The following is a 26,153-nucleotide window of genomic DNA, read 5'->3' on the forward strand; positions in this document are numbered from 1 at the left end:
TTATCATCTTTGGAATACACACACTCCGTGCGCAGGCCCGTGCCAGACAGCCATTACTACCGGATTATCCGCTCCGGCAAAGGGGGGAACGGCGCGCCATTCCCCTTCAGGTAAAACAATCTCTGCGACATCATCCGTCGCGTTCAGCGTAACCAGCCATTTATCCGAAAGCAGGATTTGCAGCCGTGGTACACCGTGTTGCCACTCTTGCGCGCTTAGTGGTTGCGCGTCTTTATTCAACCAGCGAACGTTTCCGTCCCCCTCTTCCCACCAGCGGTCGGTGGTCAGGGCCGGGATTTGCTGGCGAAGGTGGATCAGCGCAGCGGTAAAATGGATCAGCCCGCTGTTCGCCTCCCCCCAGTCAAGCCAGGTTAAGGTGTTGTCCTGGCAATACGCATTGTTGTTACCGTGCTGGCTGTGGCCGTGCTCATCGCCCGCCAGCAGCATCGGCGTCCCCTGCGACAACAGAAGCGTTGTCAGCAGCGCATGAACGCTGGCGCGCCGCCGCTCGATAACGTCAAGGCTTCCGCCTAACCCTTCTATACCATGATTGAAGCTATGGTTATTGTTAGTGCCATCGCGATTCTCTTCGCCGTTAGCCTCATTGTGTTTCTGATTGAAACAAACGCAGTCCCTGAGCGTAAAACCGTCGTGCGCCGTCAACAGGTTGACGGTTGCCGACGGTCGTTTACCGTCGCGCTTAAAGAGATCGCTTGACGCGGCAAAGCGCCCGGCAAATTCCCCCAGCGAGAGATTTCGCTCCAGCCAGAAGCGGCGCGCGGCATCGCGATAGTGATCGTTCCACTCGGCAAACAGCGGAGGGAAATTCCCGACCTGATAACCGCCTTCGCCGATGTCCCACGGCTCCGCGATGAGCTTCACCTGCGAGAGCACCGGGCAGTTTTTTATCGCCTCAAACAGCGGCGCCTGCTGGCTGAACGCCGGCGTGCGTCCCATCACGGGCGCCAGGTCGAAACGAAAACCGTCCACGTGGAACGTTTCCACCCAGTATTTCAGGCATTCATAAGCAAAATGCGTGACCGCCGGATGGCTGAGATTGAGCGTGTTACCGCAGCCGGTCCAGTTCTCGTAATCGCCATCCTGCCTGATCCAATAATAGCTACGGTTATCAATTCCGCGCATGGAGAGCGTCGGACCATCGAGATCGCTTTCTGCGCTGTGGTTCAACACCACATCCAGAATGACTTCAATTCCCGCAGCATGGAGCGCTTTCACCGCATCGCGGAACTCGTCCCGCGCTTTTTCCGGATGGACGGCATAGCGGGGTTCGAGCGCGAACATCGCCAGCGGGTTGTAGCCCCAGTAGTTGCTCAACCCCAGCCGCTGCAGACGCGGCTCGCTGGCAAAATGGGCAACGGGTAACAGTTCAAGAGCGGTGATGCCGAGGTGTTTCAGGTAGGCGATCATCGTCGGATGCCCGAGCGCCTTGTAGGTGCCGCGCATCTCTTTGGGGATGGAAGGATGCAGATACGTCAGCCCTTTGACATGGGCCTCATAAATGACGGTTTTGCCCCACGGCGTGGCCGGTGGCGCATCGTCCTCCCAGTCATAGAGATCGTGCACTACCACGCTTTTTGGCACCACATGGGCACTGTCGCGATGGTCAGGCTCACCATAACCAACATGGAAAATCGGGTCGTCTTTAAACTCACCGTCCACGCGATGCGCACACGGATCAATCAACAGCTTTGCAGGGTTAAACCAGTGCCCTTGCGCAGGTTCCCACGGACCATGAACGCGAAAACCATAGTGCATACCTGGCCGTCCTCCGGCCAGGTAACCGTGCCAGGTATCCCCCGTGCGCGACGGCAAATCGTAACGGTGCTCGTTACCCTCACCGTCAAAAACACACAGTTCTACCCGCTCAGCGTGAGCAGAAAAGAGGGTGAAATTCACACCCTTTCCGTCAAAACTCGCCCCGAGCGGTTCGGGTTGACCTGCCGTAAGCTGCGTCATTCACCCTCCCTCATCAGCCAGATAGTGCCAAGCGGCGGTAGCGTGAGACTCAGGGAGTTTGGCCGCCCGTGACTTTCGATGGCATCGCTTTGCACCAGACCACCATTGCCGGTGTTGCTGCCATGGTAGTGCATGGAGTCGGTATTCAGGATTTCGCGCCATTTACCCGGCTGATTAATGCCAAAGCGATAGTGTTGACGCGGTACAGGCGTGAAGTTGCTGGCGACGATGATCTCGTTACCCGCTTTATCTCGCCGCACAAAGACAAACACCGAGCGCTCATGGTCATCCACCACCAGCCACTCAAAGCCGTACGGGTCAAAGTCGAGCTCATGCAGCGCTTTGTGATGACGATAGGTCAGGTTCAGGTCACGCACCAGACGCTGCACGCCGTGGTGCCAGTTGTCACCGCCTTCCAGCAGATGCCAGTCGAGGCTGGCGTCGTGGTTCCATTCGCGTCCCTGAGCGAACTCATTGCCCATAAACAGCAGTTTTTTGCCCGGGAACGCAAACATCCAGCCGTAGTAGGCGCGCAGGTTGGCAAATTTCTGCCACGCATCGCCCGGCATGCGGTCGAGAATGGATTTCTTGCCGTGCACCACTTCATCGTGCGACAGCGGCAGCATGAAGTTTTCGGTGTAATTGTAGAGCATCCCGAACGTCAGCTTATCGTGATGGTACTTGCGGTGAACCGGATCCAGCTTCATGTAGTCGAGCGTGTCATGCATCCAGCCCAGGTTCCACTTGTACCAGAACCCCAGTCCACCTAATGACGGCGGACGGGAGACGCCCGCAAAGTCGGTCGACTCTTCCGCCATGGTCACGGCACCGTCCACCTGCTCACCGATAATGCGGTTGGTGCTGCGCAGGAACTCAATCGCTTCCAGGTTTTCACGGCCGCCAAACTCGTTCGGGATCCACTCTCCCTCTTTGCGGCTGTAATCGCGATAGATCATGGATGCCACGGCATCAACACGCAGAGCATCAATGCCAAAGCGCTCAATCCAGTACAGGGCATTTCCGACCAGGTAGTTCGCGACTTCGCGGCGACCGTAGTTGTAGATCAGCGTATTCCAGTCCTGGTGATAACCTTCTCGCGGGTCGCTGTGCTCGTACAGATTCGTACCATCAAACTCTGACAAGCCAAAGTCATCCGACGGGAAATGGCCTGGTACCCAGTCGAGGATCACATTCAGCCCGGCGGCATGCGCGGCATGGATGAAATAGCGGAAGTCATCGCGCGTGCCGAAGCGGCGCGTAGGCGCATACAGCCCGGTTGGCTGATAACCCCAGCTACCGTCGAACGGGTGTTCGTTGACCGGCAGCAGCTCAAGGTGAGTAAAGCCCATCCATTTGGCATACGGCACCAGCTGGTCGGCAAGCTCCCGGTAGCTGAGCCAGAAGTTGTTATCGGTGTGGCGGCGCCAGGAGCCAAGATGCACTTCATAGACGGAGATAGGTGCATCGAAGCGGTTGGCCTGTTTGCGCTCTTCCGTCTGAGTGATCTTCTCTGGCAGGCCACAAATCAGCGATGCCGTATCCGGGCGCATCTGGGCTTCAAAGGCGTACGGGTCGGCTTTAATGCGCAGCTTGCCGTGGGCATCGATCATCTCGAATTTGTAGAGCTGTCCGTTGTGCGCCCCGGGGATAAACAGTTCCCAGATCCCCGTTTCCCGGCGCAGGCGCATCGGGTGGCGACGACCGTCCCAGTAGTTGAATTGTCCGACAACGGAGACGCGTTGGGCGTTGGGTGCCCACACGGCAAACCGCGTGCCGGTGATACCATCCATCGTGTCTGCATGGGCACCCAGCGTTTCATAAGGCCGCAAATGGGTTCCTTCAGACAGCAGCCATGCGTCCATCTCCTGCAAAAGAGGACCAAAGCTGTAGGGATCATCAATGAGATTTTGCTGGCCGTGCCAGATGACGGCGAGCTGATAACGGAAAGGGTTTTTACGACGGGGCATCACGCCAGAGAAGAAACCGCGCGAGTCGAGGCATTCCAGATTGCCCACTTTGCGGCCGGTTTTGGGTTCGATAACCCACACTTCTGTCGCATCCGGTAACAACGCCCGGACTTCCAGCCCGGTCTCTGTACGGTGCATCCCCAGCACGGAAAAGGGGTCGGCAAAATGACCCGCAATAAGCGCATTAATCACGTCTCTATCCACACGATCGGACATGGTATTCATCCTGTTTTTTATGTCGTCCTTTTTTAGCGCCTGGGACGACTTTAATGTGACCTGAACGAGCATCCTCACAGCCCGTCCTAACCTCAGGTAAGAAATGACTCTTCCTTAAAGCATAGCCAACGCTCTAAATGACTCCTGATAAAAAATAAGACATACGCGTTTTACTCCATGTAGTACGCAAAAAAAGGGGGTGAAAATCACCCCCGGTCGTTAACAAATTATTACGCCAGCTGGCGCAGCATGCGGCGCAGCGGCTCGGCGGCACCCCATAAGAGCTGGTCGCCAACGGTGAACGCGGAGAGGTACTCCGGCCCCATGTTCAGCTTACGCAGACGGCCAACAGGCGTGGTCAGCGTGCCGGTCACGGCTGCAGGGGTCAGTTCACGCATGGTGATATCGCGATCGTTTGGTACCACTTTCGCCCACGGGTTGTGCGCGGCCAGAAGCTCTTCCACGGTCGGAATAGACACATCTTTTTTCAGTTTAAGGGTGAAGGCCTGGCTGTGGCAGCGCAGCGCGCCGATGCGCACGCACAGACCGTCAACCGGAATGGTGTTCGCGGTGGAGAGAATTTTGTTGGTCTCGGCCTGGCCCTTCCACTCTTCGCGGGTCTGGCCGTTATCCAGCTGTTTATCGATCCACGGGATCAGACCACCTGCCAGCGGTACGCCGAAGTTGTCCACCGGCAGCTCGCCGCTGCGGGTCAGCTGGGTGACTTTACGCTCGATATCCAGAATCGCGGACGCCGGGTCTGCCAGCTCGGTCGCGACGCTGTGGTGCAACTGGCCCATCTGGGTCAGCAGCTCGCGCATATGACGCGCACCGCCGCCGGAAGCTGCCTGGTACGTCGCCACGGAGACCCACTCCACCAGATCTTGCGCGAACAGGCCGCCCAGAGACATCAGCATCAGGCTGACGGTGCAGTTACCGCCAACAAAGGTTTTCACGCCGTTGTTCAGGCCGTCGGTGATCACGCCCTGGTTAACCGGGTCAAGAATGATGATGGCATCGTCTTTCATGCGCAGCGAAGAGGCCGCGTCAATCCAGTAGCCCTGCCAGCCGCTTTCACGCAGCTTTGGATAGATTTCGTTGGTATAATCGCCGCCCTGGCACGTGACAATAATGTCGAGTGCCTTCAGCGCTTCCAGATCGTAAGCATCCTGCAACGTGCCTGTGGTACCACCAAAGGACGGAGCAGCCTGGCCGAGCTGGGAAGTGGAGAAGAAGACCGGGCGGATAGCGTCGAAATCGCGCTCTTCAACCATGCGTTGCATGAGTACAGAGCCGACCATACCGCGCCAGCCGATAAAACCAACGTTTTTCATAGCATTTTTTTCCTGCAGAGGGTGTGTGCTGTTTGTGCAAGCCAGTATTGAACTGGGATATGCTTCACATTACAAAATGCTGCCAAAGTCGCAAGCGAAATTAATCGATGATTGCCCGGCAATCAGAAAAAGAGCTAATCATCATAATAACCATAGAGAGTTTCAGGGATAATTTACATGAGTGAAATCATTTCCGCGGCGGTTTTATTGATCCTGATAATGGATCCACTCGGAAACCTGCCGATCTTCATGTCGGTGCTGAAGCACACCGAGCCAAAGCGCCGTCGGGCGATCATGATCCGCGAGCTGCTCATCGCGCTGCTGGTGATGTTTATCTTCCTGTTTGCGGGCGAAAAAATCCTCGCCTTCCTGAACCTGCGTGCCGAAACCGTGTCGATTTCCGGCGGGATTATCCTGTTCCTGATTGCCATAAAGATGATTTTCCCGAGCGCGGAAGGCAGCAGCAGCGGCCTGCCTGCGGGTGAAGAGCCATTTATTGTGCCGCTGGCGATTCCTCTCGTCGCCGGGCCGACCATTCTGGCGACGCTGATGCTGCTGTCACATCAGTATCCGAACCAGATGAGCCATCTGGTGATTGCCCTGCTGATCGCCTGGGGTGGGACATTTATCATCCTGCTGCAGTCGTCCCTGTTCCTGCGCCTGCTGGGTGAGAAAGGGGTGAACGCGCTGGAACGCCTGATGGGGCTAATTCTGGTGATGATGGCGACGCAGATGTTCCTGGACGGGATACGGACGTGGATGAAGGGGTGACGTTCTCCCTCTCCCGAAAGGAGAGGGTCGGAGTGAGGGCATCAGGCCGCAGGGGCTGCCCATCTACCCTTTACGAATCAAATACCGGTACGGCAGCGCTTCAGTCTGCTGAGCCACCAGCTCATGCTCCATAAAGGTACAAAATCCGGGGATATCGCGGGTGGTCGCCGGGTCGTCGGCGATGATCAGCAGCGTTTCGCCGGATTGCATGTTACGCACGGTTTTGCGCACCATCATTACCGGCTCCGGGCAGCGAAGGCCCTGGGCATCAAGAGTGTGGTCCGGGCTGGAAAACAGGTCGGTCATGATTTTCTCGGTCAGGTAAAAACGGCTGTAGTTTACGCCCCGTAGCGATCAATGCAAACCAGGTTAACGATTGCGTAAAAACTAACCATTGCAATGTCTGCCCAAAGCAGTATCATGCTGCGGTTTTTATTGGGTTCCCTCACCCCAACGTATAAAAAGGTCACAATATGACGCAGTTTTCTGAATCTCAGCGCGTAAAAGCGTTGTTCTGGCTTTCGCTTTTTCATCTGCTGGTGATCACCTCCAGCAACTATCTGGTACAGCTTCCCATCTCCATTTTTGGTTTTCATACCACCTGGGGGGCGTTCAGTTTTCCGTTTATTTTCCTCGCCACCGATTTGACCGTGCGAATTTTTGGCGCACCGCTGGCTCGCCGCATTATTTTTGCGGTCATGCTCCCGGCGCTGTTCGTGTCTTACGTGATTTCGTCCCTGTTCTATATGGGCAGTTGGCAGGGTTTTGAGGCGCTAACCCACTTCAACCTGTTTGTCGCCCGAATCGCCACCGCAAGCTTTATGGCTTATGCGCTGGGGCAGATCCTCGACGTGCATGTGTTTAACCGCCTGCGCCAGAATCACCGCTGGTGGATGGCACCGACCGCCTCGACGCTGTTCGGTAACGTGAGCGATACGCTGGCCTTCTTCTTCATCGCCTTCTGGCACAGCCCGGATGCGTTCATGGCCGAGCACTGGATGGAGATCGCCCTGGTGGACTACTGCTTCAAGGTGCTCATCAGTATTGTCTTCTTCCTGCCAATGTATGGTGTGCTGCTGAATATGCTGCTGAAAAGGCTGGCAGATAAATCTGAAATCACGGCATTGCAGGCTGGTTAAGGGTTCGCTTTATCAGTTGTGATAAGATGAGCGAATGAGCCGTTATGGCCGTTTATCGAAAGGAAGAAGTCAATGCGCAATCTGGTTAAATATGTCGGGATTGGCCTGCTGGTTGTGGGTCTTGCAGCCTGTGATAACAGCGACACGAAAACGCCTGCTCAGGGTGCATCTGCAGAGAGCAATGCGACCGGTCAGCCGGTGAATCTGCTGGATGGCAAACTCAGTTTCTCTCTGCCAGCCGATATGACTGACCAGAGCGGTAAGCTGGGCACTCAGGCGAACAATATGCACGTTTATTCCGACGCAACCGGGCAGAAAGCCGTCATTGTGATTGTGGGTGACGACACCAGCGAAGATCTGAGCGTACTGTCAAAACGTCTGGAAGATCAGCAGCGCAGCCGCGACCCGCAGCTGCAGGTGGTGACCAATAAGTCCATCGAACTGAAAGGCCACACGCTGCAACAGCTGGATAGCATCATCTCCGCAAAAGGCCAGACCGCGTACTCGTCTGTGGTGCTGGGTAAGGTCGATAACAAACTGCTGACTATGCAGATCACCCTGCCAGCGGACGATCAGCAGAAAGCGCAGACTGCGGCTGAACACATCATTAACACCCTCGTGATCCAGTAATCCTTCACGAGGATGACGTGGCCTCCGGTGCCTGCACCGGGGGCCATTTTTTTAGCCGCCATGTCAGCATCAAGGCGATAACCACCAGACCCGCCGCAGCAAGATAAATAACCGGTACTCCTGCCCAGGTCATCACCAGCCCTGCCAGCGGGCCGGTAATGCCCAAAGACATATCCATAAATACCGTGTAGGTTGCCAGCGCCGCCCCCTGGTTCTGCTGCGGCACGGCTTTTACCGCCACCACCCCCAGCGCCGGGAAGACCAGTGAAAAACCTGCTCCCGCAAGGAAGACGCCCACTTTTGCGACCCATGGCATCATCGCTATGCCGGTCAACAGCAGCCCGACTATCTCTACCGCAAAGCAGATCATTGCCACGTTCAGCCCGCCCAGACGGTTGATACCGTTCGGGAAAAGCAAACGCGCGCCAACAAACGCGCAGCTAAACAGGGTTAACGCGAAAGCTGCGCCGTCCCACCCTTTGGCGTCATAGAAAAGGGTAATGAAGGTCGCAATCACACCGAACCCCGTTGTCGCCAGCGCCAGGGCCATACCATACGGCCAGACGCGCCCGAGCACCGCCCGAAACGGCAGTGGCTTGCCCTTGCTGGCCTTCACTTTCGGGCGCGGCAGCGCAAAGAGGATCGCCAGAGCCGCAACCGCCATAATGGTAGTCGCCAGCCCATACAGACCACCAAACGCATAACAGGCCACACCAAGCGGCGCACCCAGCGCCATTGCGCCGTAGGTGACAATGCCATTCCACGAAATCACCCGACCAATGTGCGGCGCGCCTACCACCCCCACGCCCCACAGTGTCGAACCGGTTCCCGCCAGACTTTGACCGATACCCAGGATCACGCGACCCAGGCAGAGCAGTACCAGGCTAACCAGGGGCCAGTGGCTGGTGGTGGCGGCCAGAAAATAGCTCAGGCCACTCAGAAAGCAACCGCACAACCCTACAACCACGATGCTTTTTGGGCCGAAAAGGTCCGCGTAACGCCCGGCATGCGGACGGCTCAGAAGCGTGGCGAAATACTGCAGGCTAATCACCAGCCCCGCCCAGAAGGCGCTAAAGCCCATCACGTCATGGACATAGCCAGGCAAAACCGCCAGCGGCAGGCCAATGGTCAGATAACTGGCGAAATTGAAAATAACAACGGAGACGATGCGCAGATTGAGGCGCAGTCCGCTCAGCGCCGGTTCAGCGGCAGGTTCGGGCATGAGGTTCTACCTGGATTTTTACAACAGTGTTTCACTATTACCACGACACAATAAGAAAATCAGCACCGACTTTCAGATTAACAGCCCCAGACGAAGCGAACCGCGGACACTACACTTACCGGGTCATCATTTTAAGGAACGCGTATGATCGCTAACCCGTCCGACAAAGCTGGGCTCCACATCTTATTAAAACTCGCCTGCCTGGTGGTTATCCTTGCGGGTATCCATGCCGCGGCTGACATTATTGTGCAGCTCCTGCTGGCGCTCTTTTTTGCCATTGTGCTTAATCCGCTGGTGAGCTGGTTTTTACGTCGGGGCGTCAGTCGCCCGGTGGCCATCACCATCGTCGTCATCGTGATGCTAATTGCCCTGACGGCGCTTTTCGGCGTGCTGGCGGCTTCGCTGAGCGAATTCTCCACGATGTTGCCACAGTACAACAAAGCGCTGACGCGGAAGATCGTGGCGCTGCAGGAGATGGTGCCTTTCCTTAACCTGCATATCTCGCCAGAGCGGATGCTGCGTCGGATGGATTCAGAGAAAGTCATGACCTACGCCACCACCCTGATGACGGGACTTTCCGGCGCGATGGCCAGTATTCTTCTGCTGGTCATGACGGTGGTGTTTATGCTGTTCGAAGTGCGCCACGTCCCCTATAAGCTGCGCTTTGCGCTGAATAATCCACAAATTCACATCGCCGGATTACACCGCGCGTTAAAGGGCGTCTCCAAATATCTGGCGCTGAAAACGCTGTTGAGCGTCTGGACCGGCGTGATTGTCTGGCTGGGGTTGATGTTGATGGGCGTGCAGTTTGCGTTGATGTGGGGCGTACTGGCGTTTTTGCTCAACTATGTGCCCAATATTGGCGCGGTACTCTCCGCCGTACCACCGATGATTCAGGCATTCCTGTTTAATGGTTTCTATGAATGCATGTTGGTCGGGGCACTTTTCCTCGTCGTGCATATGGTGCTGGGGAATATTCTCGAACCGCGCATGATGGGGCACCGGCTGGGTATGTCGACGCTGGTGGTATTCTTATCGTTACTGATCTGGGGATGGCTGCTGGGCCCGGTCGGGATGCTACTGTCGGTCCCGCTAACCAGTGTGTGTAAGATCTGGATGGAAACCACCAAAGGCGGAAGCAAGCTGGCGATCCTGCTCGGGCCAGGGCGACCGAAAAGCCGATTACCAGGGTGAGCATCCCTGTCTGGTTAGCAATTCAAGGGGGCAATGGATTATAGTAATAGTTTCGCCGCTCAACTTTACGGCTATCATCGTTTTAACTGAAGGCCAGACGCTATATGTACCAGGTTTTTCTGGGAAAAATTTCCTCGCTGAGCACAAACTGCTGGGCTGAAGCACTCTCCCGACACGCACCGGAAGGCGCTCAGCGTGCTCGCTGGCTGGCCGATCACGGGTTGCTTTCTCGGCTGTTGGCTCCAGAACAACTCCCGGAGATTATCTACAGCGAACAAGGGAAAGCCATTTTTGCTGGCGACTATCCACTGTGGTTCAGCAGTAGCCACTCGGGCGACGATATTGCTTTAATTATCAGTGATGAAGGCGATGTTGGCTGTTCGCTGGAACACATTCGCCAGCAGGATAACTGGCGTACGCTTGCCAATGCCGTGTTCAGCAATGCCGAGCATGATGAGCTGGAAAAGGAAACGCCAGAAGGCCAGCTTACGGCATTCTGGCGCATCTGGACGCGAAAAAAGGCGATTCTTAAACAACGTGACGGTCATGCCTGGCAGATGGTCAGCATTGACAGTTCAGCCCGCGCGCTCCATTCATCAAGCCAGTGCCAGGTCGGTTTACTCAGCCTTGCCGTTTGCACCGCAACACCCTACGAACTCACTGACGCGCGGATTCATTCGATTGACGACGCACTGGTCGGAAAATAGTCAACACGCCCAGAATAATAAACCCCACCCCCACCAGCCCGTGCCAGGAGAAACGTTCCTCCCAGCCTGGCAACAGGATTGCGGCGCCCCACACCAGGATATAACTGAGGCTCAGCAAGGCATACGCTTTGCTGAGCGCCATACGATGCAAGGCCAGATACCAGCAGCCCATAGAGGCTACATACCCCGTTAACCCCAGCAGCAGCGCACCGGTACCGGATGAGAAATCCCAGAGGGCAGAAATTAACGCCAGGACATCACTGACGGGGGGAAGCGCCTGCATGGCGCTTCGCAGCAGGAGCTGCGCGGCGCTGACTAACAGTACGCTGCATAGGGCCCAGAACGTTCCTTTCACAGGCTTCCTCCCAGCACAATAATGCCAATGATGATAAACCCAACACCCAGCCAGTGATGCGAAGCAACGTTCTCACGCCAGACGGTCTTCGCCGCCAGCGTCACCCAGACAAAATTGAGGCTTAACATAGGGTAAGCAATGCCCACAGGCATACGTTGTAAGACCACCAGCCAGACCAGCATCCCGCAGCCCAATGCCAACAGGGCCAGGCCAAGCCACAGCACGATATGTACACCACGCCGCCCGGCTTTCGCCGGACGGGTGGCTTGTTTCTGGCAAAGTTGTCCCGCACAGCTGAGCAAGCTTGCCAGTATCAGCCAGAGCCAGGTCATCACTTCGGTAGATACTGAAGGTAGGCCAGACGACCCTGGATATACAGGCTATCCGGTTCTGGCAAATTAGCCCGCTTAAGATCGTCGCTTTTTGACAGCAGAATCACCAGCGATATGCGCCCCTGCTGTCGATGTTCCGCCAGCCACTCTGCGAAATCAGCTTTACCCACAAAACGATCTTTCACATCAGGGTAATCCAGGCCATAGCGCAGTTCTCCACTCTGACCAAACAGAATGATGTCATTACGCTTAAGCTCCCACGCCAGGCCAGAGGCCACACCGACGTTATTGGCCAGCACAAACCGACTGTCCTGCAGCGGATCGCGCACGGTGTCGACCAGCGACTGCGGCTGTTTGGAATCCACCACCAGGTTAGGAATGGCAAAACCAATCAACAACGCCAGCCCGGCAGGACACAACGCCGCTAACCACCAGCGCTGCTGACTCTGCCTGAGCGTAAACCAGCCCACCACGGCCCAAATCAGGAACGCGACCACCGCGCAGAAGACTTTATACAGCTCAACCGACGTCCAGACAGGGTGTTTAGAAAGCCCCCACGGCGAGACAACCAGAGCAGCCACCACGCCAATGGCGCCAAATGCCAGGTTGATCCCCCCGTTAATGCGCAGCACGCGAGCACCTTTTTCCGCCGCGAGGCAGGCATAGCGCGCCATCAGAATCGCCAGCGGGGCGAAGCACGGCAGGATATAGGTCGGCAGCTTGCCTTTGGCAATGCTGAAGAACAGCAGCGGCATAACCACCCAGCCCAACAGATAGAACCCGCCAGCCGCGTTTTGTCTGTCATTCCAGCCAAGACGGAACGCGCCTGGCAACAACGCTAACCACGGTAGACTACCCGCGACCAGGAACGGCAGGTAATACCAGAATGGCGCTTTGTGCTGGGCATCGCTCTGGGCAAAACGCTGAATATGCTCAACCCAGAAGAAGTAACGCCAGAAATCAGGCTCACGATGGGCAATCGCCAGTGCCCAGGGAAGGACAATCAGCACACAGCTCAGGATTGCCAGCCAGCCAAAAATCAGCACCTCTTTCCAGCGCTTTTGGGCAATGACCCACGGCAGTACGCCAATCACCGGTACTGCCAGCGCCAGGAAGCCTTTGGTCATCACCCCCATACCGCAGGCCAGCCCAAGCAGCACGTACCCCCCTGCTTTTCCGGCAACCGTCTCAGCCTGGGATGCCAGCCAGAAGCTGCACATCGCCGCTACCAGCCACAGGGTGATGATGGGATCCAGCACGGCATACGTACCGATGCCATACACCAGGAACAGCGTCAGGAAGATCAGGCCGGAGAATATGGCAATACGTTTATCTCGCCACAGACGCCAGGCCATCCAGATGACCAGCAGCGCCGCAAACCCGGTGGAGAATATGGCACCGGCACGCACGGCAAGGTTCGTATTCCCAAACAACAATTGCCCGATACTGTTGATCCAGTAGCCCGCAATCGGTTTTTCAAAGTAACGCAGCCCCAGGAAATGCGGGACAACCCAGTCTCCTGATGCCAGCATTTCGCGGCTAATTTCCGCATAGCGCGTTTCATCAGGCTGCCACAGCAGGCGGATATCGACAGGGATGAGGTAGTAAACGATAAACAGTGCGAGAAGCGCTAAGCCATAACGGGCTGTTTTCATGGGGCCGGACTCACGGTTTGTTGATAGCCAAGCCAGCCTTCCCGGCCAGCCAGTTCATTACGTACTATTTTGCCCACGGGCAGGACGCTGAGATCGTCTGGCAGCAGTTCACTCAACGGACAGAACTGAATCCCCTCCTGAGCAGCCATCGTCAGCAGCTCATCGAAATCATGCTGATACGCAATCCCTTCCACTTCTGCGTGGATGGTATACACCGGCGTACCGGTATCGCGATGCATGCGGTCCAGAATATAGCGATTGAAATCCTCTGCCTTCACCTCGCGGCCAACCACTTCATCCCAGGTGGGAAGCGTGACCGGGATCTGCACCGTCCCGTAGCGATTTTCCCCTAACAGCGGTAAAAATGGCCCGGTCCCGCGACAGTCGCTGTTGTAGCGGAATGCGAAGGGTTCTTTAGCTTTCACAACACGTTGGTCCGCACGCCATCCCGCCACGGCGGAGCAGCGCACAGGCTGGCAGGTAATCGCCTCCAGCTCCAACATACCGCGCTCGACTTCACGGGTCAGGCGCGATATGTCCCAGACGCCAGCCCACGCTTGCCAGGCATGGTGATCCCAGGCATGCAGGCCGACCTCGTGTTGTCGTGTCGCTTCACGGATAATCGCTTCATTACCCGCGCCGATACGTCTGCCGGGCCATGCGGTCCCGGCCAGCAAAATATCCCAGCCATAGAGGGATGCTGCGCGTGAGCGCAGCATTTTGAACAGAAACGCCGGTTTAATCAGACGCCATAAATGGCGTCCCATGTTGTCAGGCCCCATGCTGAAGAAAATGCTTGAACGCACATCGTGCTTGCTCAGCAGTTCCAGCAGTTTGGGTACGCCGTCACGCGTCCCCCTGAAGGTGTCGACATCAATGCGTAAACCGACTTTTTTCATGAGTCCTGTTCCGACAGCTCCACAGTGCGCAGGAAGAAATCGAGCGTCTCATCAATAGTCAGCTCCATTTTCACCGTCGGCGTCCAGTTCAGGCAGCGTTTCGCATTGCGAATGCTTGGCTTACGGTGCTCAACGTCCTGATACCCTTTACCGTAGTAGCTGCTGCTTTCCACTTCACGGAAACCGGCAAACGGCGGGAATTTATCGCGCAGTGGATGGCGCTCAAAGCTTGCCAGCAACATCTCTGCCAATTCACGAATGCTCGCTTCGTTGTCCGGGTTACCGATGTTGATGATCTCACCGTTGCAGCGGTTATCTTTGTTTTCGATGATGCGGAACAGCGCTTCGATACCATCGCTGATATCAGTAAAGCAGCGTTTCTGTTTGCCGCCTTCGATAAGCTTGATTGGGGAGCCCTCAACCAGGTTGAGGATCAGCTGCGTGATCGCACGTGAGCTACCGATACGCGCCGCGTTCAGGTTATCCAGACGTGGACCCATCCAGTTAAACGGACGGAACAGGGTAAAGCGCAGGCCTTCTTTCTCACCGTAGGCCCAAATCACGCGGTCCAGCAGTTGTTTGGAGACGGAATAAATCCAGCGCTGTTTGTTGATCGGCCCGACCACCAGATTGGAGGTGTCTTCATCGAAGTTTTTGTCGGTACACATGCCGTACACTTCAGAGGTGGACGGGAAGATGATGCGTTTGTCGTATTTTACGCAATCGCGGATGATCTTCAGGTTCTCTTCGAAGTCCAGCTCGAACACGCGCAGCGGGTTACGGGTGTACTCAATCGGCGTAGCAATGGCAACCAGCGGCAGCACCACGTCGCATTTTTTAATGTGATATTCGATCCATTCGGAATGGATGCTGATATCCCCTTCCACGAAGTGGAAACGCGGGTTATCAAGGAAACGGCTGATCGCATCAGATCCGATATCCAGACCATAGATTTCGTAGTTATCGTCTTTGAGCAGACGTTCGGTCAGGTGGTTCCCGATAAAGCCGTTCACGCCGAGGATCAACACGCGAGTGCGGCGTTTGATGGCAACAACTGGCGCACTGGTGATCAGCGCCCCGGTCACCAGACCTAAAGACTGTGCCAGTTGAGTACCCTGAACATACAGACCGTTATCGGTTTGTCCGGTAACGATCTCCAGAGCTTGCTCACCACAGCTCACGATCAGCGGGGAGACAGAGACAACGGTACCCGGTTTTGCCGCTGGAATGTCGTCGCGCACGCGGGATTTCCAGACGATAAATTTGCTGACACCCGCAAAACTGTAAGCGCCAGGCCATGGATCGGTCACCGCACGCACCAGGTTGTGCAGCTGGCGAGCGGGTTTGTTCCAGTCCAGACGACCATCTTCCGGTGCGCGGCGGCCAAAGGTGCTCGCTTTGCTCTCATCCTGCGCAGTCTCGCTGAACGTACCGCCAAGGATCGCTGGCAGTGCATCACGCAGCAGCGTCTGCGCGGTTGCATTCAGCTTTTGATGCAGCTGCAGCGCCGTCTCGTCGGCATCAATAGCCACTTTCTGCTGTGCCACGATAGCGCCCGCATCCGCACGATGCACCATACGGTGCAGGGTCACGCCGGTTTCGGTTTCACCATTGACCAGTACCCAGTTCAGCGGCGCGCGGCCACGGTAGGCCGGCAGCAGGGAGCCGTGAAGGTTGAATGCCCCTTTGGCGGCCAGACCTAAGATCTCGTCGGAAATCAGGTTACGGTAGTAGAACGAGAAGATAACATCAGGCGCGAGCGCGCGGATGCGATCCACCCACAGCGGGTGGTTTACATCGTCCGGTGCATAAACCGGAATACCACGCTCAGCGGCGATACGCGCTACAGAGCCGAAAAAGTTATTCTCTCCCGCCGTGTCCGGATGAGTAAAGATCGCAGCAATGTCGTAGCCCGCTTCCAGCAGGGCCAGCGTGCCCGTGCACCCCATATCGTGATAGGCAAATACAACAGCTTTCATGGGTGGATTTCCTCTTGAGATGCTTTGTGTTCCTGACGGACAACACGTTGAATAAAGTAGCGCGGACGTGCGCGAACATCGTTATAGATACGGCCAATGTATTCACCCAGCAGGCCCATTCCGACAAACTGGGCGCCGATGAACATAAACAGTACGGCAAAGAGCATGAAGACCCCTTCCGCCGCCCACTGCGGGCCAAAGACCAGGCGCAGCACGACCAACAGTACGGACAGCGCAAACCCGGCCACGGCGATGATGCTGCCGAAAACGCTCAGCAGGCGCAGCGGTGTGGTGGTCAGGCAGGTGATGAGGTCGTACATCAGGTTGATGAGGCGCATAAAGCTGTACTTCGACTCCCCATGCTCGCGCTCGGCGTGCATAACCGGAATTTCCGTGGCCTTGCGGGCAAAGGTGTTAGCGAGAATCGGAATAAAGGTGCTGCGTTCATGGCAATGAAGCATGGCGTCGACAATATGGCGGCGGTAGGCGCGCAGCATGCAGCCATAATCGCCCATCGCTTTACCGGTGGTGCGCTGGATAAGGCGGTTGATGGTGCGTGAGGCCAGCTTACGGAACATACTGTCCTGACGGTTTTGACGCACCGTGCCGACGACGTCATAGCCTTCATCGGCTTTCGCCACCAGGCGCGGGATCTCTTCCGGCGGGTTTTGCAGGTCAGCGTCCAGGGTGATGATCAGATCGCCCGTGACGTGGCTGAACCCGGCCATAATGGCGGAGTGCTGGCCGTAATTACGGTTGAGCAACACGGCCACAACATGGCTGCCTTCTACCTGTGCGGCTTCGGTCAGCATCAGGGCGGAATTATCACTGCTGCCATCATCCACCAGCAGAATTTCATACGCTTTGCCCATGGTGTCGCAGGCGGCGGTTGTGCGGCGGATCAGTTCAGGCAGGCTCTCCTGCTCGTTATAAACAGGGATCACCACAGAAACTTTTTGTACAGGCGGTGCACTGAACATATCAATTTCCTGCAAGCTGATGGAGCGCGGTAATGACGCGGGTTGTGTCGTCATGAGTCATGTCCGGGAAAAGAGGGAGAGAACAAATACGCGCGCTATTCCATTCTGAATTCGGGAGCGATACATCAGGAAAACGCTCGCGGTAGTATTTTTGCGTATGCGCCGCGCGGAAGTGCAGGCCAGTACCGATGCCTTTCTCTTTCAGCGCTGCCATCAGGTTGTCGCGTGAAATCCCGCAGCGCGCTTCATCAACGCGAATGATAAACAGGTGCCAGGCGTGCACATGCGGCCATGACGGAATGGTGAGCGGCTGGAACGGCGTATCGGCAAGCTCCCGCAGGTAGCGTTCAGCAATTTCCTGGCGTCGTTTGTTGGCTTCCTTCAGTTTGCCCAACTGCACCAGCGCCAGCGCGGCGTTGATATCCGCCAGGTTGTATTTATAGCCCGGGGAAATCACTTCTGCCTGCGGCGCACGACCGTGCGTCTGGCGGTCATACGCGTCAACACCCAGACCGTGGAATTTCAGGCTGCGGATCCGCGCAGCAAGTTGCGCGTTATCCGTCACCACGAGACCGCCTTCTGCACAGGTCATATTTTTAATGGCGTGGAAAGAGAAAATCGCCGTTCCCTTCCAGCCGACATGACGGTCTTTATAGTAAGTACCGGCTGCATGAGCCGCATCTTCAATCACCGGAATACCGTGGCGTTCACCAATGGCGTGGATGGCGTCGATTTCACATGGTGCGCCGGCATAATGAACGGGGATAATCGCTTTGGTACGCGGGGTGATGGCAGCTTCAACCGCTTCGGGTGTCACCATCAAGGTATCTTTGTCCACATCAATCATTACCGGCGTTGCGCCCAGTAAAACGATCATATTCAGAGTGGAGACCCAGGTCTGGGAGGGGGTAATGACTTCATCGCCCGGGCCAATATCCAGCGCCATCAGCGTGACATGCATTCCTGCTGTTGCAGAACAAACGGCAATTGCATGCTGGTTCCCGGTAAGTTGACAGAATGCCTCTTCAAGTTCCTGATTCTTAGGCCCCGTGGTGATCCAGCCCGACATCAAAACGTCCTGAAGCGCCGCAATTTCCTCAGCGCCCATCGACGGTCGCGAAAAAGGCAGAAAATCACTCATTATTAATTTCCTTGCTGTATTAAAGGCGTCATCTTTTACTGCGCTGTCGTAATGGGCAGCTCAATGGGATCATGCAAGATGGTTATTAAATAAAGACCAAATAAAATTAAGTCGCTATAACAGTTATGTCAACAAACCATCAACTGAAACAAAGTAGCGGTGTTTTCTTAGGAAAAAATTAAGACAGGTGAGAAGCAGAAGGGGGACAGCACATTAAGAATGACAAGAAGTCTTTTTACAACAGCAAGATAGCTGTCATGTTAAATTTTTCACGTTTTTGTGGGAAGCCTCACAACACTTACGACAATATTTCATTTCTTTTACATTGAGATTATAAGAAAAGTAAATGAATACTCAACCAAAATTAAAATCCCGGCGGTTTCGGCGGAAATAGACCGTCCTCCGGGAACTTTTTATTAATATGAATTGTCGCGGAATCAACTGTCGCGCTTAGTTAAGATTAGCAGGAAAATCATTTGGTAATTCACTGGCTGCGCAGGCAATAACGCTTTCATTATCCGCACCGCAATCGCGTACAAAGGTGATCGTAGCAAACTCATCAATCACTTCAGTTGGATAGGCCGGACCTGCATCGCGATAGCTATTCATAAGAGGAATATGATCGTTCTGGAAGCAGACGGTTTTTTCCGGATTGTTCATGACCCAGCGCGGGAAGAAGATGGTACCGTGAAACAGTTTATCGCCCAGGTTTACAATCAGGCTCACATCCGTCCCGGTTGGCTCTGTCCAGGAAATTTTATAGATACTCTCCCCTACCCGTACGATATAGGCCTGCTGATCTTTTACCCAACGGTTTGCCACAAGACCGCTATGAATACGGTAATCAAGGGTGGTCTCATTTTTTACGTAAATCTCGTAGTTCCAGCCATTGTCATAGGTATAAACAAGGTGTTTGCCAACGAAGCCGCTTAAGTCGTGTTTGTCGAAGGTGTTCATAAGATGTCTCCTTTGTTTTGATGAGACGATCGTACCCCTTCAAAAAATGGATGAATAACGCTATGTTTTAATCAAACTCATCCAAAATTTAGATATATCATGCACAAGACGACGCTGGAACAATGGTCTTTACTGGTGAAAGTGGTTGAGGCCGGTAGCTTTGCCAAAGCAGCGGAAGAAACCCATCGCAGCCAGTCCTCCGTCAGCTATAACCTGGCGTTGTTGCAGGAGAGGCTGGGCGTGGCGCTGCTGGCGCCGGAAGGACGACGAGCGGTGCTAACCCCAGCCGGAGAACTTCTTCTCAACCAGGTGAAACCGTTGCTGAAAGCGTTTTCGTATGTTGAGACGCGCGCAGGTACCCTTCGCAACGGGATGCGCACACGGTTGGATCTGGTCGTAGACACGGTTTTCCCGCGTCGCCGCCTGTTCGCCATTCTGCGTCAGTTCCAGCAGCAGTATCCACAAACCCACGTACGCCTCACCGAAGTGCTTGAAACGTCCCGTGCCGATGCCATAAATGACGAAGCCGATATCATGGTTCTGACGCGCCGCCAGGACATGACAGGGCTCGGCGAATGGCTGATGAATATCGACTTTGTCGCCGTGGCGCATCATCAGCATCCCCTTTTCACCCTCGACGTACCGCTTAACGATGACATGCTGCGCCCGTGGCCGCTCATCCAGATTGCGGACAACCAGACTACCGCGCGCGCTGCCGGCGAGTCGTGGACGTTTTCCACCATTGATGCCGCCATTGAAGCCGTTGTCTCTCAGGTTGGCTACGGCTGGCTGCCAGAAGAACGCATCCAGCCCCAGCTGGATCAAGGTGTACTGAAACGTCTGCCGCTGAGCCACGGCGCGCGCAGAGCAACGCCGCTTCACCTGATTGTTAAACGCTCCCTCACCCCGCTTGATGAGCAGGTTGAGACGCTGGTGCACCTTTTTAGCCATGAGCCATCATCACCACCTGCTACGCTTTAAGGTCCGAACGTTAAAACGATAAGGAGTGGATGATGAAAATCGACTTTGCGGGGAAAGTGGCGCTGGTGACGGCCTCAACCGGCGGGATCGGGTTCGCTATTGCCAGAGGTCTGGCGGAAAGTGGTGCGGAAGTAATCGTCAATGGCCGCAGCACGGAATCGGTGAATAAAGGTATTCAACAGCTTCAGCAGGTAGTGCCAGGCGTGCAGGTGCGTGCCGCGATCGCCGATCTCAGTACGGCAGAAGGGGTCGAGTCGCTTGTGAAGGTCGCGGGCCACGTTGATATCCTGGTCAACAACGCCGGAATTTACGGACCGCAGGATTTCTATGCCACCGACGATGGCACCTGGGAGCGTTACTGGCAGACCAACGTGATGTCCGGCGTACGCCTCTCCCGAGCCTTGCTGCCGGGCATGGTGCAGAAAGGCTGGGGACGCGTTGTGTTTATTTCCTCCGAGTCGGCCTGCAATATCCCGGCGGATATGATCCACTACGGCGTGACCAAAACGGCGCAGCTTTCGCTCGCACGCGGCCTCGCGAAGTTCGTGGCGGGAAGTGGTGTGACGGTCAACAGCGTATTGCCAGGACCGACGATGTCTGATGGTTTCGCCGAAATGATGAAGGATGAAATCGAAAAAACCGGTAAGTCGCTGGAACAGCTGGCGAAAGAGTTTGTGATGGCCAACCGCCCCAGCTCGGTTATCCAGCGCGCGGCCACGGTTGAAGAGGTGGCCAATATGGTGATTTATGTCTGTTCGACCCAGGCCTCCGCCACCTCGGGCGCGGCATTGCGCGTCGATGGCGGCGTCGTGGATGACATCATTTGATATCGTCAGGCTGCACTGCCCGCGACCCGACGGGCAGTAATGTAGTGCTCTTGCCAGTAGTCGTCCGTCAGGGTTGAGACCGTTACCCCCTGGCTACTTGAAGCATGAATAAACTGGCTATTGCCAATATAAACGCCTACGTGCTTGCGGTTCGGTCCCGTCTGGAAGAACACCAGGTCTCCTGCCTTCAGGCGATATTGCGCCACCTGCACGCCGCGATGGATCTGTTCGCTCGTCGTGCGCGGTAAATTAAGGTGTACCGCATCGCTGAACAGATGTTGCATCAGTGCCGAGCAATCCACCCCGCGATGCGTGGTTCCGCCCCACTGATACTGGGTCCCCTTCCACTTCTGGTATTGATCGAGGATGCGCGAGCGTAGCGGGCCTGTTTCGTGGTGAAACAGAGCCGATTTCGCTGGCGATACTGCAAATGCGCTGTTCATCGAGATCATGGATGCAGGCAGCTCAAAACTGAATGCGGAAAATGAAGCAAAACTTAACGTGAGGATTGAAATAAGCGATCTGAACGTCATATCAAAAAAGGATCTGAGAGTGAATTATTCCTTACCTGTGGGGGCCAATGTTCCCCCGAAAAGTCTTTCAATGCGGCGATAATATAGACAGGGCATTTTTTAACCAATCTTTATCGAGGCCAAAAATGGACTCACTTTCAGATCGCAAGATCGATAAAAAAATGGTTGTGATGTAAGGACTGTCCAGGTAAAGCAGGTAAACTAATCAACAGAATGTGTATTTCAGCTAAGACGTATTTATGACCAATATGATTGCCGACGAGACGGTGGCAAAATCCAACGTGCTCTCTGTCTTTGACTTTGATGGAACATTAACGCACCACGACAGCTTTATCCCTTTCCTGCGTTTTGCCTTTGGTAAACGTTACTTCGCGGGCCGTCTGGTGCGTATGGCGCTGCCAACGCTCCACTGCGTGCGCCGCAAGCTGACGCGCGATGAGCTGAAAGAAGTGCTGATTAAAACGTTCCTGACAGGCGTGGATGAACACTGGTTACGCCAGCAGGCGGAAGCCTTTTGCGAAAAATACTGGGATAAGCTGATGCGTCCGGCTGGCGTGCTGGCCGTCGCTGCAGAGGTGAACTCCGGCGCGGAAGTGACAATCTGTTCCGCTTCTCCTGCCCTGGTGCTACAGCCGTGGGCTGACAAACTCGGCATTAAGCTGATTGGCACACAGCTGGAAGTGAAAAACGGTAAGCTGACAGGACGTATCACGGGCAATAACTGCCGCTGTGCTCAGAAAGTGGCAAGGCTGGAAAAGGTGTATGGCGATCTCAACGCGTATCACCTGCGCGCCTGGGGAGACACTCGCGGCGATCACGAACTGCTGGCAGCCGCGCAGGATCCACACTGGCGGCATTTCCATCACCCGCGTAAGCGTCGGAATTCACCGATTAAATAGCCTTTTCACCCTCTCCCCACGGGGCGAGGGTGAAAAGCGGTGCATCAGGCCTCACGTTTCCCAGGGAACATCACACTCGCAATAATGCCCAGCGCCAGCACGCCTAATACCACAAACAGGCTGGCCGTCGCGCCAATGCTGTAACCATGATGCCAGAAGTGGTCGGTTGCATTCAGACCCAGCTTGAAGGCCACGAAGAACAGTAACAACACCACGGCTTTCTCAAGGTGCACCAGATACTGTTTCAGCGCTTCCAGTACGAAATAGAGCGTACGCAGGCCGAGAATGGCGAACATCATGGCGCTATAGATAATCAGCGGTTCGCGACTCACGGCAATAATCGCCGGGACCGAGTCAAACGCGAACATCACGTCAGAAAGCTCCACAACCGCCACGCAGAGCAGCAGTGGTGTTGCGTAGCGCTTCGCCTTCTTCACGCGTCCAACCATCACGTCCTGGTTTTCCGGTTTTTCAAGTTCAGCATCGACCTCTTTCTGGGTCAGAATAAAGGCATTGCTGCTGATTTTCGGCCAGACAGGATAGAAACGTTTCACCAGGCGATAAGCGAGATGACCAGAGTAATCTTCCACTTCGTCACTCTCTTCATTGCGTTTGAGCATCATCACCGCTGTCCAGCCAACGACCAGCGCGAAAATCACTTCGACGTAAGGCCCCAGACTCAGCAGGCTTGTCCCAATAGCCACAAAGATGCCACGGAATACAATCGCGCCGAGCACGCCCCAGTAAAGTACGCGGTGACGATACTTATCCGGCACACCAAACCAGGCAAAAATGGCCATCATTACAAACAGGTTATCGACAGAAAGCACCTCTTCAAGCGCGTAACCCGTGAGGAACAGACTTGCCATCTCGGCGCCGTGGTGAACATACAGGAATCCGGCGAACGCCATTGCCATCATGACCCAGAACAGGGACCACATGGCGGCACTTTTGAGCGAGATCGGTTTATCGTGACGGTGCATAAAGAGGTCGATAAACATCGCCCCTACGGCCATCACAACAAAGACAACAACGGTTTCCGTCGGGAAACCGAGATGAGCAGCAGACATACACAACACCATACAAACTGACATAAGCCAGTAACAGAAAAAGATCGTTACTTTAGCACACCCGTCGTTCAGGCGCTCATGCCACGCAAACGCTGCAGTACCGCCACCAGAACCGCCACAGACCAGCCCACCATTAGCGCGCCCACGAGCCCTTCCACACCGCCGATGAGCCGCCAGTTCTCGGGTAACGTGACGTCGCCGTACCCGACAGTGGCATAACTGACCAGTGAAAAGTAGAAACTGGTGTTCCAGTCATTAAATGCATCAATGACGAAATAAAACGCCGCAAATAGCCCGGCTTCAAGAAGATGGGCGAAAATCATGGAGATAACGATGCCAACATTACGTAAAACAATACGTACCGCAGAATCGACTTCTAACTTAATGAATTTGAGAACGATAAACATCCACAGTGAATGGATCACCACGGTTAGGGTAAGCAAAATAATAATGCTGAGTATCTGCATGACGTGTGCTCTGACCAAAAGGAGTATGGCCCCGCGAACACTGCGGGGCATCTGGTCGAAGCTTAGTTGAATGGAGAGAAAAAGTTGGTGCAATAATTGCGGGGCGTGATTATTTCTCTGCTGTGTAGAGACATTAAAGTTGTATCCTTTAACCTGAAAAAGACTTTAAAGTTGTAAAGTTTTAAAAAAACACATACAAAACATGATGCTAAGTGTGTATCACACGCTGTTCCAACATTATGCCTTGATGTTCTTGCAGGAACTGCAATTTACAGGAGGAAAAAGGTGTTTTTGTAGTTATCTGTAAGCGTACAGCGAGAACCGTATTGACGGGAACGGGTTATTCAGTTGGCAGGGTTATTCGCCAGGGTAACAGTTCGCTGACCTGATTGACCGGCCAGTCAGCTATGACGTTGAGCACATGACAGAGATACCTCTCTGGCTCCACGCCGTTCAGTTTGCACGTCCCGATCAGGCTGTACAGCAGTGCTCCGCGCTCACCACCGTGGTCAGAGCCGAAGAACAAGAAGTTTTTGCGGCCCAGGCTGACCGTCCGCAGCGCATTTTCAGCGATATTGTTATCGGCTTCAGCCCAGCCATCGTCTGCATAGTACGTCAGTGCTGGCCACTGGTTCAGTGCGTACGCGAACGCCTTCGCCAGCTCTGAGTGTCGCGACAGCGTTTTCATCTTTTCACGCAGCCAGCTTTCCAGGGATTTCAGTCGCGGTTTAGCTTTCTGCTGACGCTCACCAAGACGCTGCTCTGCCGGCATTCCCCGTATTTCAGCCTCGATAGCATACAGTTCGCCTATCCGTTTCAGGGCTTCCTCCGTCAGCACTGATGGAGTACGAACGTGCACATCATGGATCTTGCGGCGGGCGTGAGCCCAGCAGGCTGCTTCAGTTATCTGTCCATTGCGGTACAGCTCGTTGAACCCGGCGTACGCATCCGCCTGCAGAACACCGCTGAAGCCCGCAAGATGGCTCTGCGGATGGATGCCTTTTCTGTCCGGGCTGTAAGCGAACCACACGGCCGGCGCCAGCGCTGACCCGGCGTTGCGGTCGTCGCGAACGTACGTCCACAACCGCCCGGTCTTCGTCTTTTTATTACCTGGTAACAGTACCGGGACGGGCGTGTCATCGGCGTGGAGTTTGCCACCCATCAGGACATAGTCCTGAAGCGCCTCTTCCAGCGGCGACAGTAGCCGGCAGCATGCATCCACCCAGCCCGACAGCAGTGAGCGACTCAGTTCCACGCCCTGGCGGCCGTATATTTCAGACTGGCGGTACAGTGGTGTGTGCTCTGCATACTTTGAGGTCAGCACGCGGGCCAGCAACCCCGGGCCGGCGATACCCCGCTCAATGGGCCGTGAAGGCGCCGCTGCCTGCACGATCGCATCGCACTGAGTACAGGCATGTTTTTCACGTACTGTCCGGATAACCCGGAAGGCGCTGCGCATCAGCTCCAGCTGTTCGGCGGCATCTTCACCCAGGTAACTCAGCGAACCACCGCACTCCGGGCAACAGGATTCTGCCGGAAGCATACGCTTTTCATCACGCGGGAGTGATTCGGGGAACGGTCTGCGGGTGCGGGTCTGACGCAGCGAGCGCTGCACTTCCGGGTCATCCACACGACCGGTCAGCGTATCGCTTTCTTTCTGAAGCACCTTCAGGTCAGCTTCCATCTGTGCGATACGACGGGATACTTTTTCGGAACGGCTGCCGAAGTTCATCCGGCGGAGTTTATCCAGCTGCGCCTGCAGGTGGTCTATTTCGCGCTCACGGTCGGCCAGCTTTTCCAGCAGGGCGCGGTTCAGCGCTTCCTGTTCGGCAAGCCGCTGTTTCAGCAGAAGGATTTCGTCAGAAGAGGTGTCGTTCATAAGCCCGTATTTTACCAGGCTTATTCAGCAACAACCAGGATA

At 55.2% G+C, this 26,153-nt stretch carries 24 protein-coding genes and 1 pseudogene; 8 read left to right on the forward strand and 17 right to left on the reverse strand.

What is annotated here, in order from left to right; translation table 11 throughout:
• Positions 1 to 3 precede the first annotated feature (3 nt).
• From glgX to asd, 3 genes are all read right to left on the reverse strand, one after another.
• Positions 4 to 1,977 (reverse strand): glycogen debranching protein GlgX, encoded by a 1,974-nt coding sequence (glgX, locus tag ACLHV9_RS22940; protein WP_108091135.1) that lies wholly within the window; start codon positions 1,975 to 1,977, stop codon positions 4 to 6.
• On the reverse strand, positions 1,974 to 4,160 hold the full coding sequence (glgB, locus tag ACLHV9_RS22945) for a 1,4-alpha-glucan branching enzyme (RefSeq protein ID WP_108091136.1): 2,187 nt from the start codon (positions 4,158 to 4,160) through the stop codon (positions 1,974 to 1,976). Before glgB ends, glgX begins: the two co-directional genes overlap by 4 nt.
• A 230-nt stretch (positions 4,161 to 4,390) precedes the next feature.
• Positions 4,391 to 5,494 carry an aspartate-semialdehyde dehydrogenase gene (asd, locus tag ACLHV9_RS22950; RefSeq protein ID WP_407221108.1) on the reverse strand — a complete coding sequence of 368 codons (1,104 nt, stop codon included), beginning with the start codon at positions 5,492 to 5,494 and terminating at the stop codon, positions 4,391 to 4,393.
• Between the two features lie 177 nt (positions 5,495 to 5,671).
• Here asd and yhgN point away from each other — a divergent pair, with 177 nt between their 5' ends.
• A complete protein-coding gene (yhgN, locus tag ACLHV9_RS22955) occupies positions 5,672 to 6,265 on the forward strand; it encodes an NAAT family transporter YhgN (protein ID WP_025759646.1) in 594 nt (197 codons plus the stop codon).
• Positions 6,266 to 6,328: 63 nt separating this feature from the next.
• Here the strand turns inward: yhgN and tusA are convergent, their stop codons facing one another.
• Entirely contained in the window at positions 6,329 to 6,571 is a 243-nt protein-coding gene (tusA, locus tag ACLHV9_RS22960) for a sulfurtransferase TusA (RefSeq protein WP_028018047.1), read from the reverse strand.
• Positions 6,572 to 6,738: 167 nt separating this feature from the next.
• On the opposite strand from tusA, the gene ACLHV9_RS22965 reads away from it, so the two are divergent.
• Both ACLHV9_RS22965 and ACLHV9_RS22970 read left to right on the forward strand, forming a co-directional pair.
• Complete coding sequence (locus tag ACLHV9_RS22965; RefSeq protein WP_028018048.1) at positions 6,739 to 7,404, forward strand: 7-cyano-7-deazaguanine/7-aminomethyl-7-deazaguanine transporter; 666 nt, start codon at positions 6,739 to 6,741, stop codon at positions 7,402 to 7,404.
• 72 nt (positions 7,405 to 7,476) lie between these two features.
• Positions 7,477 to 8,034 carry a DcrB family lipoprotein gene (locus ACLHV9_RS22970; protein WP_407221109.1) on the forward strand — a complete coding sequence of 186 codons (558 nt, stop codon included), beginning with the start codon at positions 7,477 to 7,479 and terminating at the stop codon, positions 8,032 to 8,034.
• Between the two features lie 4 nt (positions 8,035 to 8,038).
• On the opposite strand, the pseudogene ACLHV9_RS22975 reads toward ACLHV9_RS22970, so the two are convergent.
• Positions 8,039 to 9,291: pseudogene (locus ACLHV9_RS22975) on the reverse strand (MFS transporter).
• A 109-nt stretch (positions 9,292 to 9,400) separates the two neighbouring features.
• On the opposite strand from ACLHV9_RS22975, the gene ACLHV9_RS22980 reads away from it, so the two are divergent.
• Positions 9,401 to 10,450: an AI-2E family transporter gene (locus ACLHV9_RS22980; RefSeq protein WP_108091139.1), complete on the forward strand. Its 1,050-nt coding sequence runs from the start codon at positions 9,401 to 9,403 to the stop codon at positions 10,448 to 10,450.
• 104 nt (positions 10,451 to 10,554) lie between these two features.
• A complete protein-coding gene (acpT, locus tag ACLHV9_RS22985) occupies positions 10,555 to 11,157 on the forward strand; it encodes a 4'-phosphopantetheinyl transferase AcpT (RefSeq protein WP_028018052.1) in 603 nt (200 codons plus the stop codon).
• Here the strand turns inward: acpT and arnF are convergent.
• From arnF to ACLHV9_RS23025, 8 genes are all read right to left on the reverse strand, one after another.
• Positions 11,108 to 11,512 (reverse strand): 4-amino-4-deoxy-L-arabinose-phosphoundecaprenol flippase subunit ArnF, encoded by a 405-nt coding sequence (arnF, locus tag ACLHV9_RS22990; RefSeq protein WP_028018053.1) that lies wholly within the window; start codon positions 11,510 to 11,512, stop codon positions 11,108 to 11,110. The two genes, acpT and arnF, sit on opposite strands and share 50 nt — an antisense overlap.
• Positions 11,509 to 11,844, reverse strand: a complete 336-nt coding sequence (gene arnE / locus ACLHV9_RS22995; RefSeq protein ID WP_032666873.1) for a 4-amino-4-deoxy-L-arabinose-phosphoundecaprenol flippase subunit ArnE — start codon at positions 11,842 to 11,844, stop codon at positions 11,509 to 11,511. Before arnE ends, arnF begins: the two co-directional genes overlap by 4 nt.
• On the reverse strand, positions 11,844 to 13,499 hold the full coding sequence (arnT, locus tag ACLHV9_RS23000) for a lipid IV(A) 4-amino-4-deoxy-L-arabinosyltransferase (RefSeq protein WP_407221110.1): 1,656 nt from the start codon (positions 13,497 to 13,499) through the stop codon (positions 11,844 to 11,846). Before arnT ends, arnE begins: the two co-directional genes overlap by 1 nt.
• Entirely contained in the window at positions 13,496 to 14,398 is a 903-nt protein-coding gene (gene arnD, locus ACLHV9_RS23005) for a 4-deoxy-4-formamido-L-arabinose-phosphoundecaprenol deformylase (protein WP_407221111.1), read from the reverse strand. The genes arnT and arnD overlap by 4 nt, the downstream gene beginning before the upstream one ends.
• A complete protein-coding gene (gene arnA / locus ACLHV9_RS23010) occupies positions 14,395 to 16,377 on the reverse strand; it encodes a bifunctional UDP-4-amino-4-deoxy-L-arabinose formyltransferase/UDP-glucuronic acid oxidase ArnA (protein WP_028018057.1) in 1,983 nt (660 codons plus the stop codon). The genes arnD and arnA overlap by 4 nt, the downstream gene beginning before the upstream one ends.
• Complete coding sequence (arnC, locus tag ACLHV9_RS23015) at positions 16,374 to 17,357, reverse strand: undecaprenyl-phosphate 4-deoxy-4-formamido-L-arabinose transferase (RefSeq protein WP_028018058.1); 984 nt, start codon at positions 17,355 to 17,357, stop codon at positions 16,374 to 16,376. Before arnC ends, arnA begins: the two co-directional genes overlap by 4 nt.
• 1 nt (position 17,358) lies before the next feature.
• On the reverse strand, positions 17,359 to 18,498 hold the full coding sequence (gene arnB / locus ACLHV9_RS23020) for a UDP-4-amino-4-deoxy-L-arabinose aminotransferase (protein WP_028018059.1): 1,140 nt from the start codon (positions 18,496 to 18,498) through the stop codon (positions 17,359 to 17,361).
• 450 nt (positions 18,499 to 18,948) lie between these two features.
• Positions 18,949 to 19,455: a phenolic acid decarboxylase gene (locus ACLHV9_RS23025; protein WP_028018060.1), complete on the reverse strand. Its 507-nt coding sequence runs from the start codon at positions 19,453 to 19,455 to the stop codon at positions 18,949 to 18,951.
• Positions 19,456 to 19,554: 99 nt separating this feature from the next.
• Here ACLHV9_RS23025 and ACLHV9_RS23030 point away from each other — a divergent pair, with 99 nt between their 5' ends.
• On the forward strand, positions 19,555 to 20,436 hold the full coding sequence (locus tag ACLHV9_RS23030) for a LysR family transcriptional regulator (protein WP_407221112.1): 882 nt from the start codon (positions 19,555 to 19,557) through the stop codon (positions 20,434 to 20,436).
• A 32-nt stretch (positions 20,437 to 20,468) separates the two neighbouring features.
• The gene (locus tag ACLHV9_RS23035) at positions 20,469 to 21,263 is read left to right on the forward strand and encodes an SDR family NAD(P)-dependent oxidoreductase (protein ID WP_028018062.1); all 795 of its coding nucleotides are present in this window, start codon (positions 20,469 to 20,471) and stop codon (positions 21,261 to 21,263) included.
• Positions 21,264 to 21,268: 5 nt separating this feature from the next.
• Here ACLHV9_RS23035 and ACLHV9_RS23040 read toward each other — a convergent pair whose 3' ends face one another.
• Positions 21,269 to 21,796, reverse strand: coding sequence for an NlpC/P60 family protein (locus tag ACLHV9_RS23040; RefSeq protein ID WP_049005363.1), 528 nt, complete (start codon positions 21,794 to 21,796; stop codon positions 21,269 to 21,271).
• 239 nt (positions 21,797 to 22,035) lie between these two features.
• Between ACLHV9_RS23040 and ACLHV9_RS23045 the strand changes: the two genes are divergently transcribed.
• The gene (locus ACLHV9_RS23045; RefSeq protein WP_028018064.1) at positions 22,036 to 22,695 is read left to right on the forward strand and encodes an HAD family hydrolase; all 660 of its coding nucleotides are present in this window, start codon (positions 22,036 to 22,038) and stop codon (positions 22,693 to 22,695) included.
• A gap of 44 nt (positions 22,696 to 22,739) precedes the next feature.
• Here the strand turns inward: ACLHV9_RS23045 and ACLHV9_RS23050 are convergent, their stop codons facing one another.
• From ACLHV9_RS23050 to tnpC, 3 genes are all read right to left on the reverse strand, one after another.
• Positions 22,740 to 23,765, reverse strand: a complete 1,026-nt coding sequence (locus ACLHV9_RS23050; RefSeq protein WP_028018065.1) for a TerC/Alx family metal homeostasis membrane protein — start codon at positions 23,763 to 23,765, stop codon at positions 22,740 to 22,742.
• 68 nt (positions 23,766 to 23,833) lie between these two features.
• Positions 23,834 to 24,232 (reverse strand): potassium channel family protein, encoded by a 399-nt coding sequence (locus tag ACLHV9_RS23055; RefSeq protein ID WP_028018066.1) that lies wholly within the window; start codon positions 24,230 to 24,232, stop codon positions 23,834 to 23,836.
• Between the two features lie 340 nt (positions 24,233 to 24,572).
• Entirely contained in the window at positions 24,573 to 26,111 is a 1,539-nt protein-coding gene (gene tnpC / locus ACLHV9_RS23060) for an IS66 family transposase (protein WP_003843773.1), read from the reverse strand.
• Positions 26,112 to 26,153 lie beyond the last annotated feature (42 nt).

It is taken from the genome of Enterobacter sp. CPE_E890 (genome assembly GCF_046521475.1).
GTDB lineage: Bacteria > Pseudomonadota > Gammaproteobacteria > Enterobacterales > Enterobacteriaceae > Enterobacter > Enterobacter adelaidei.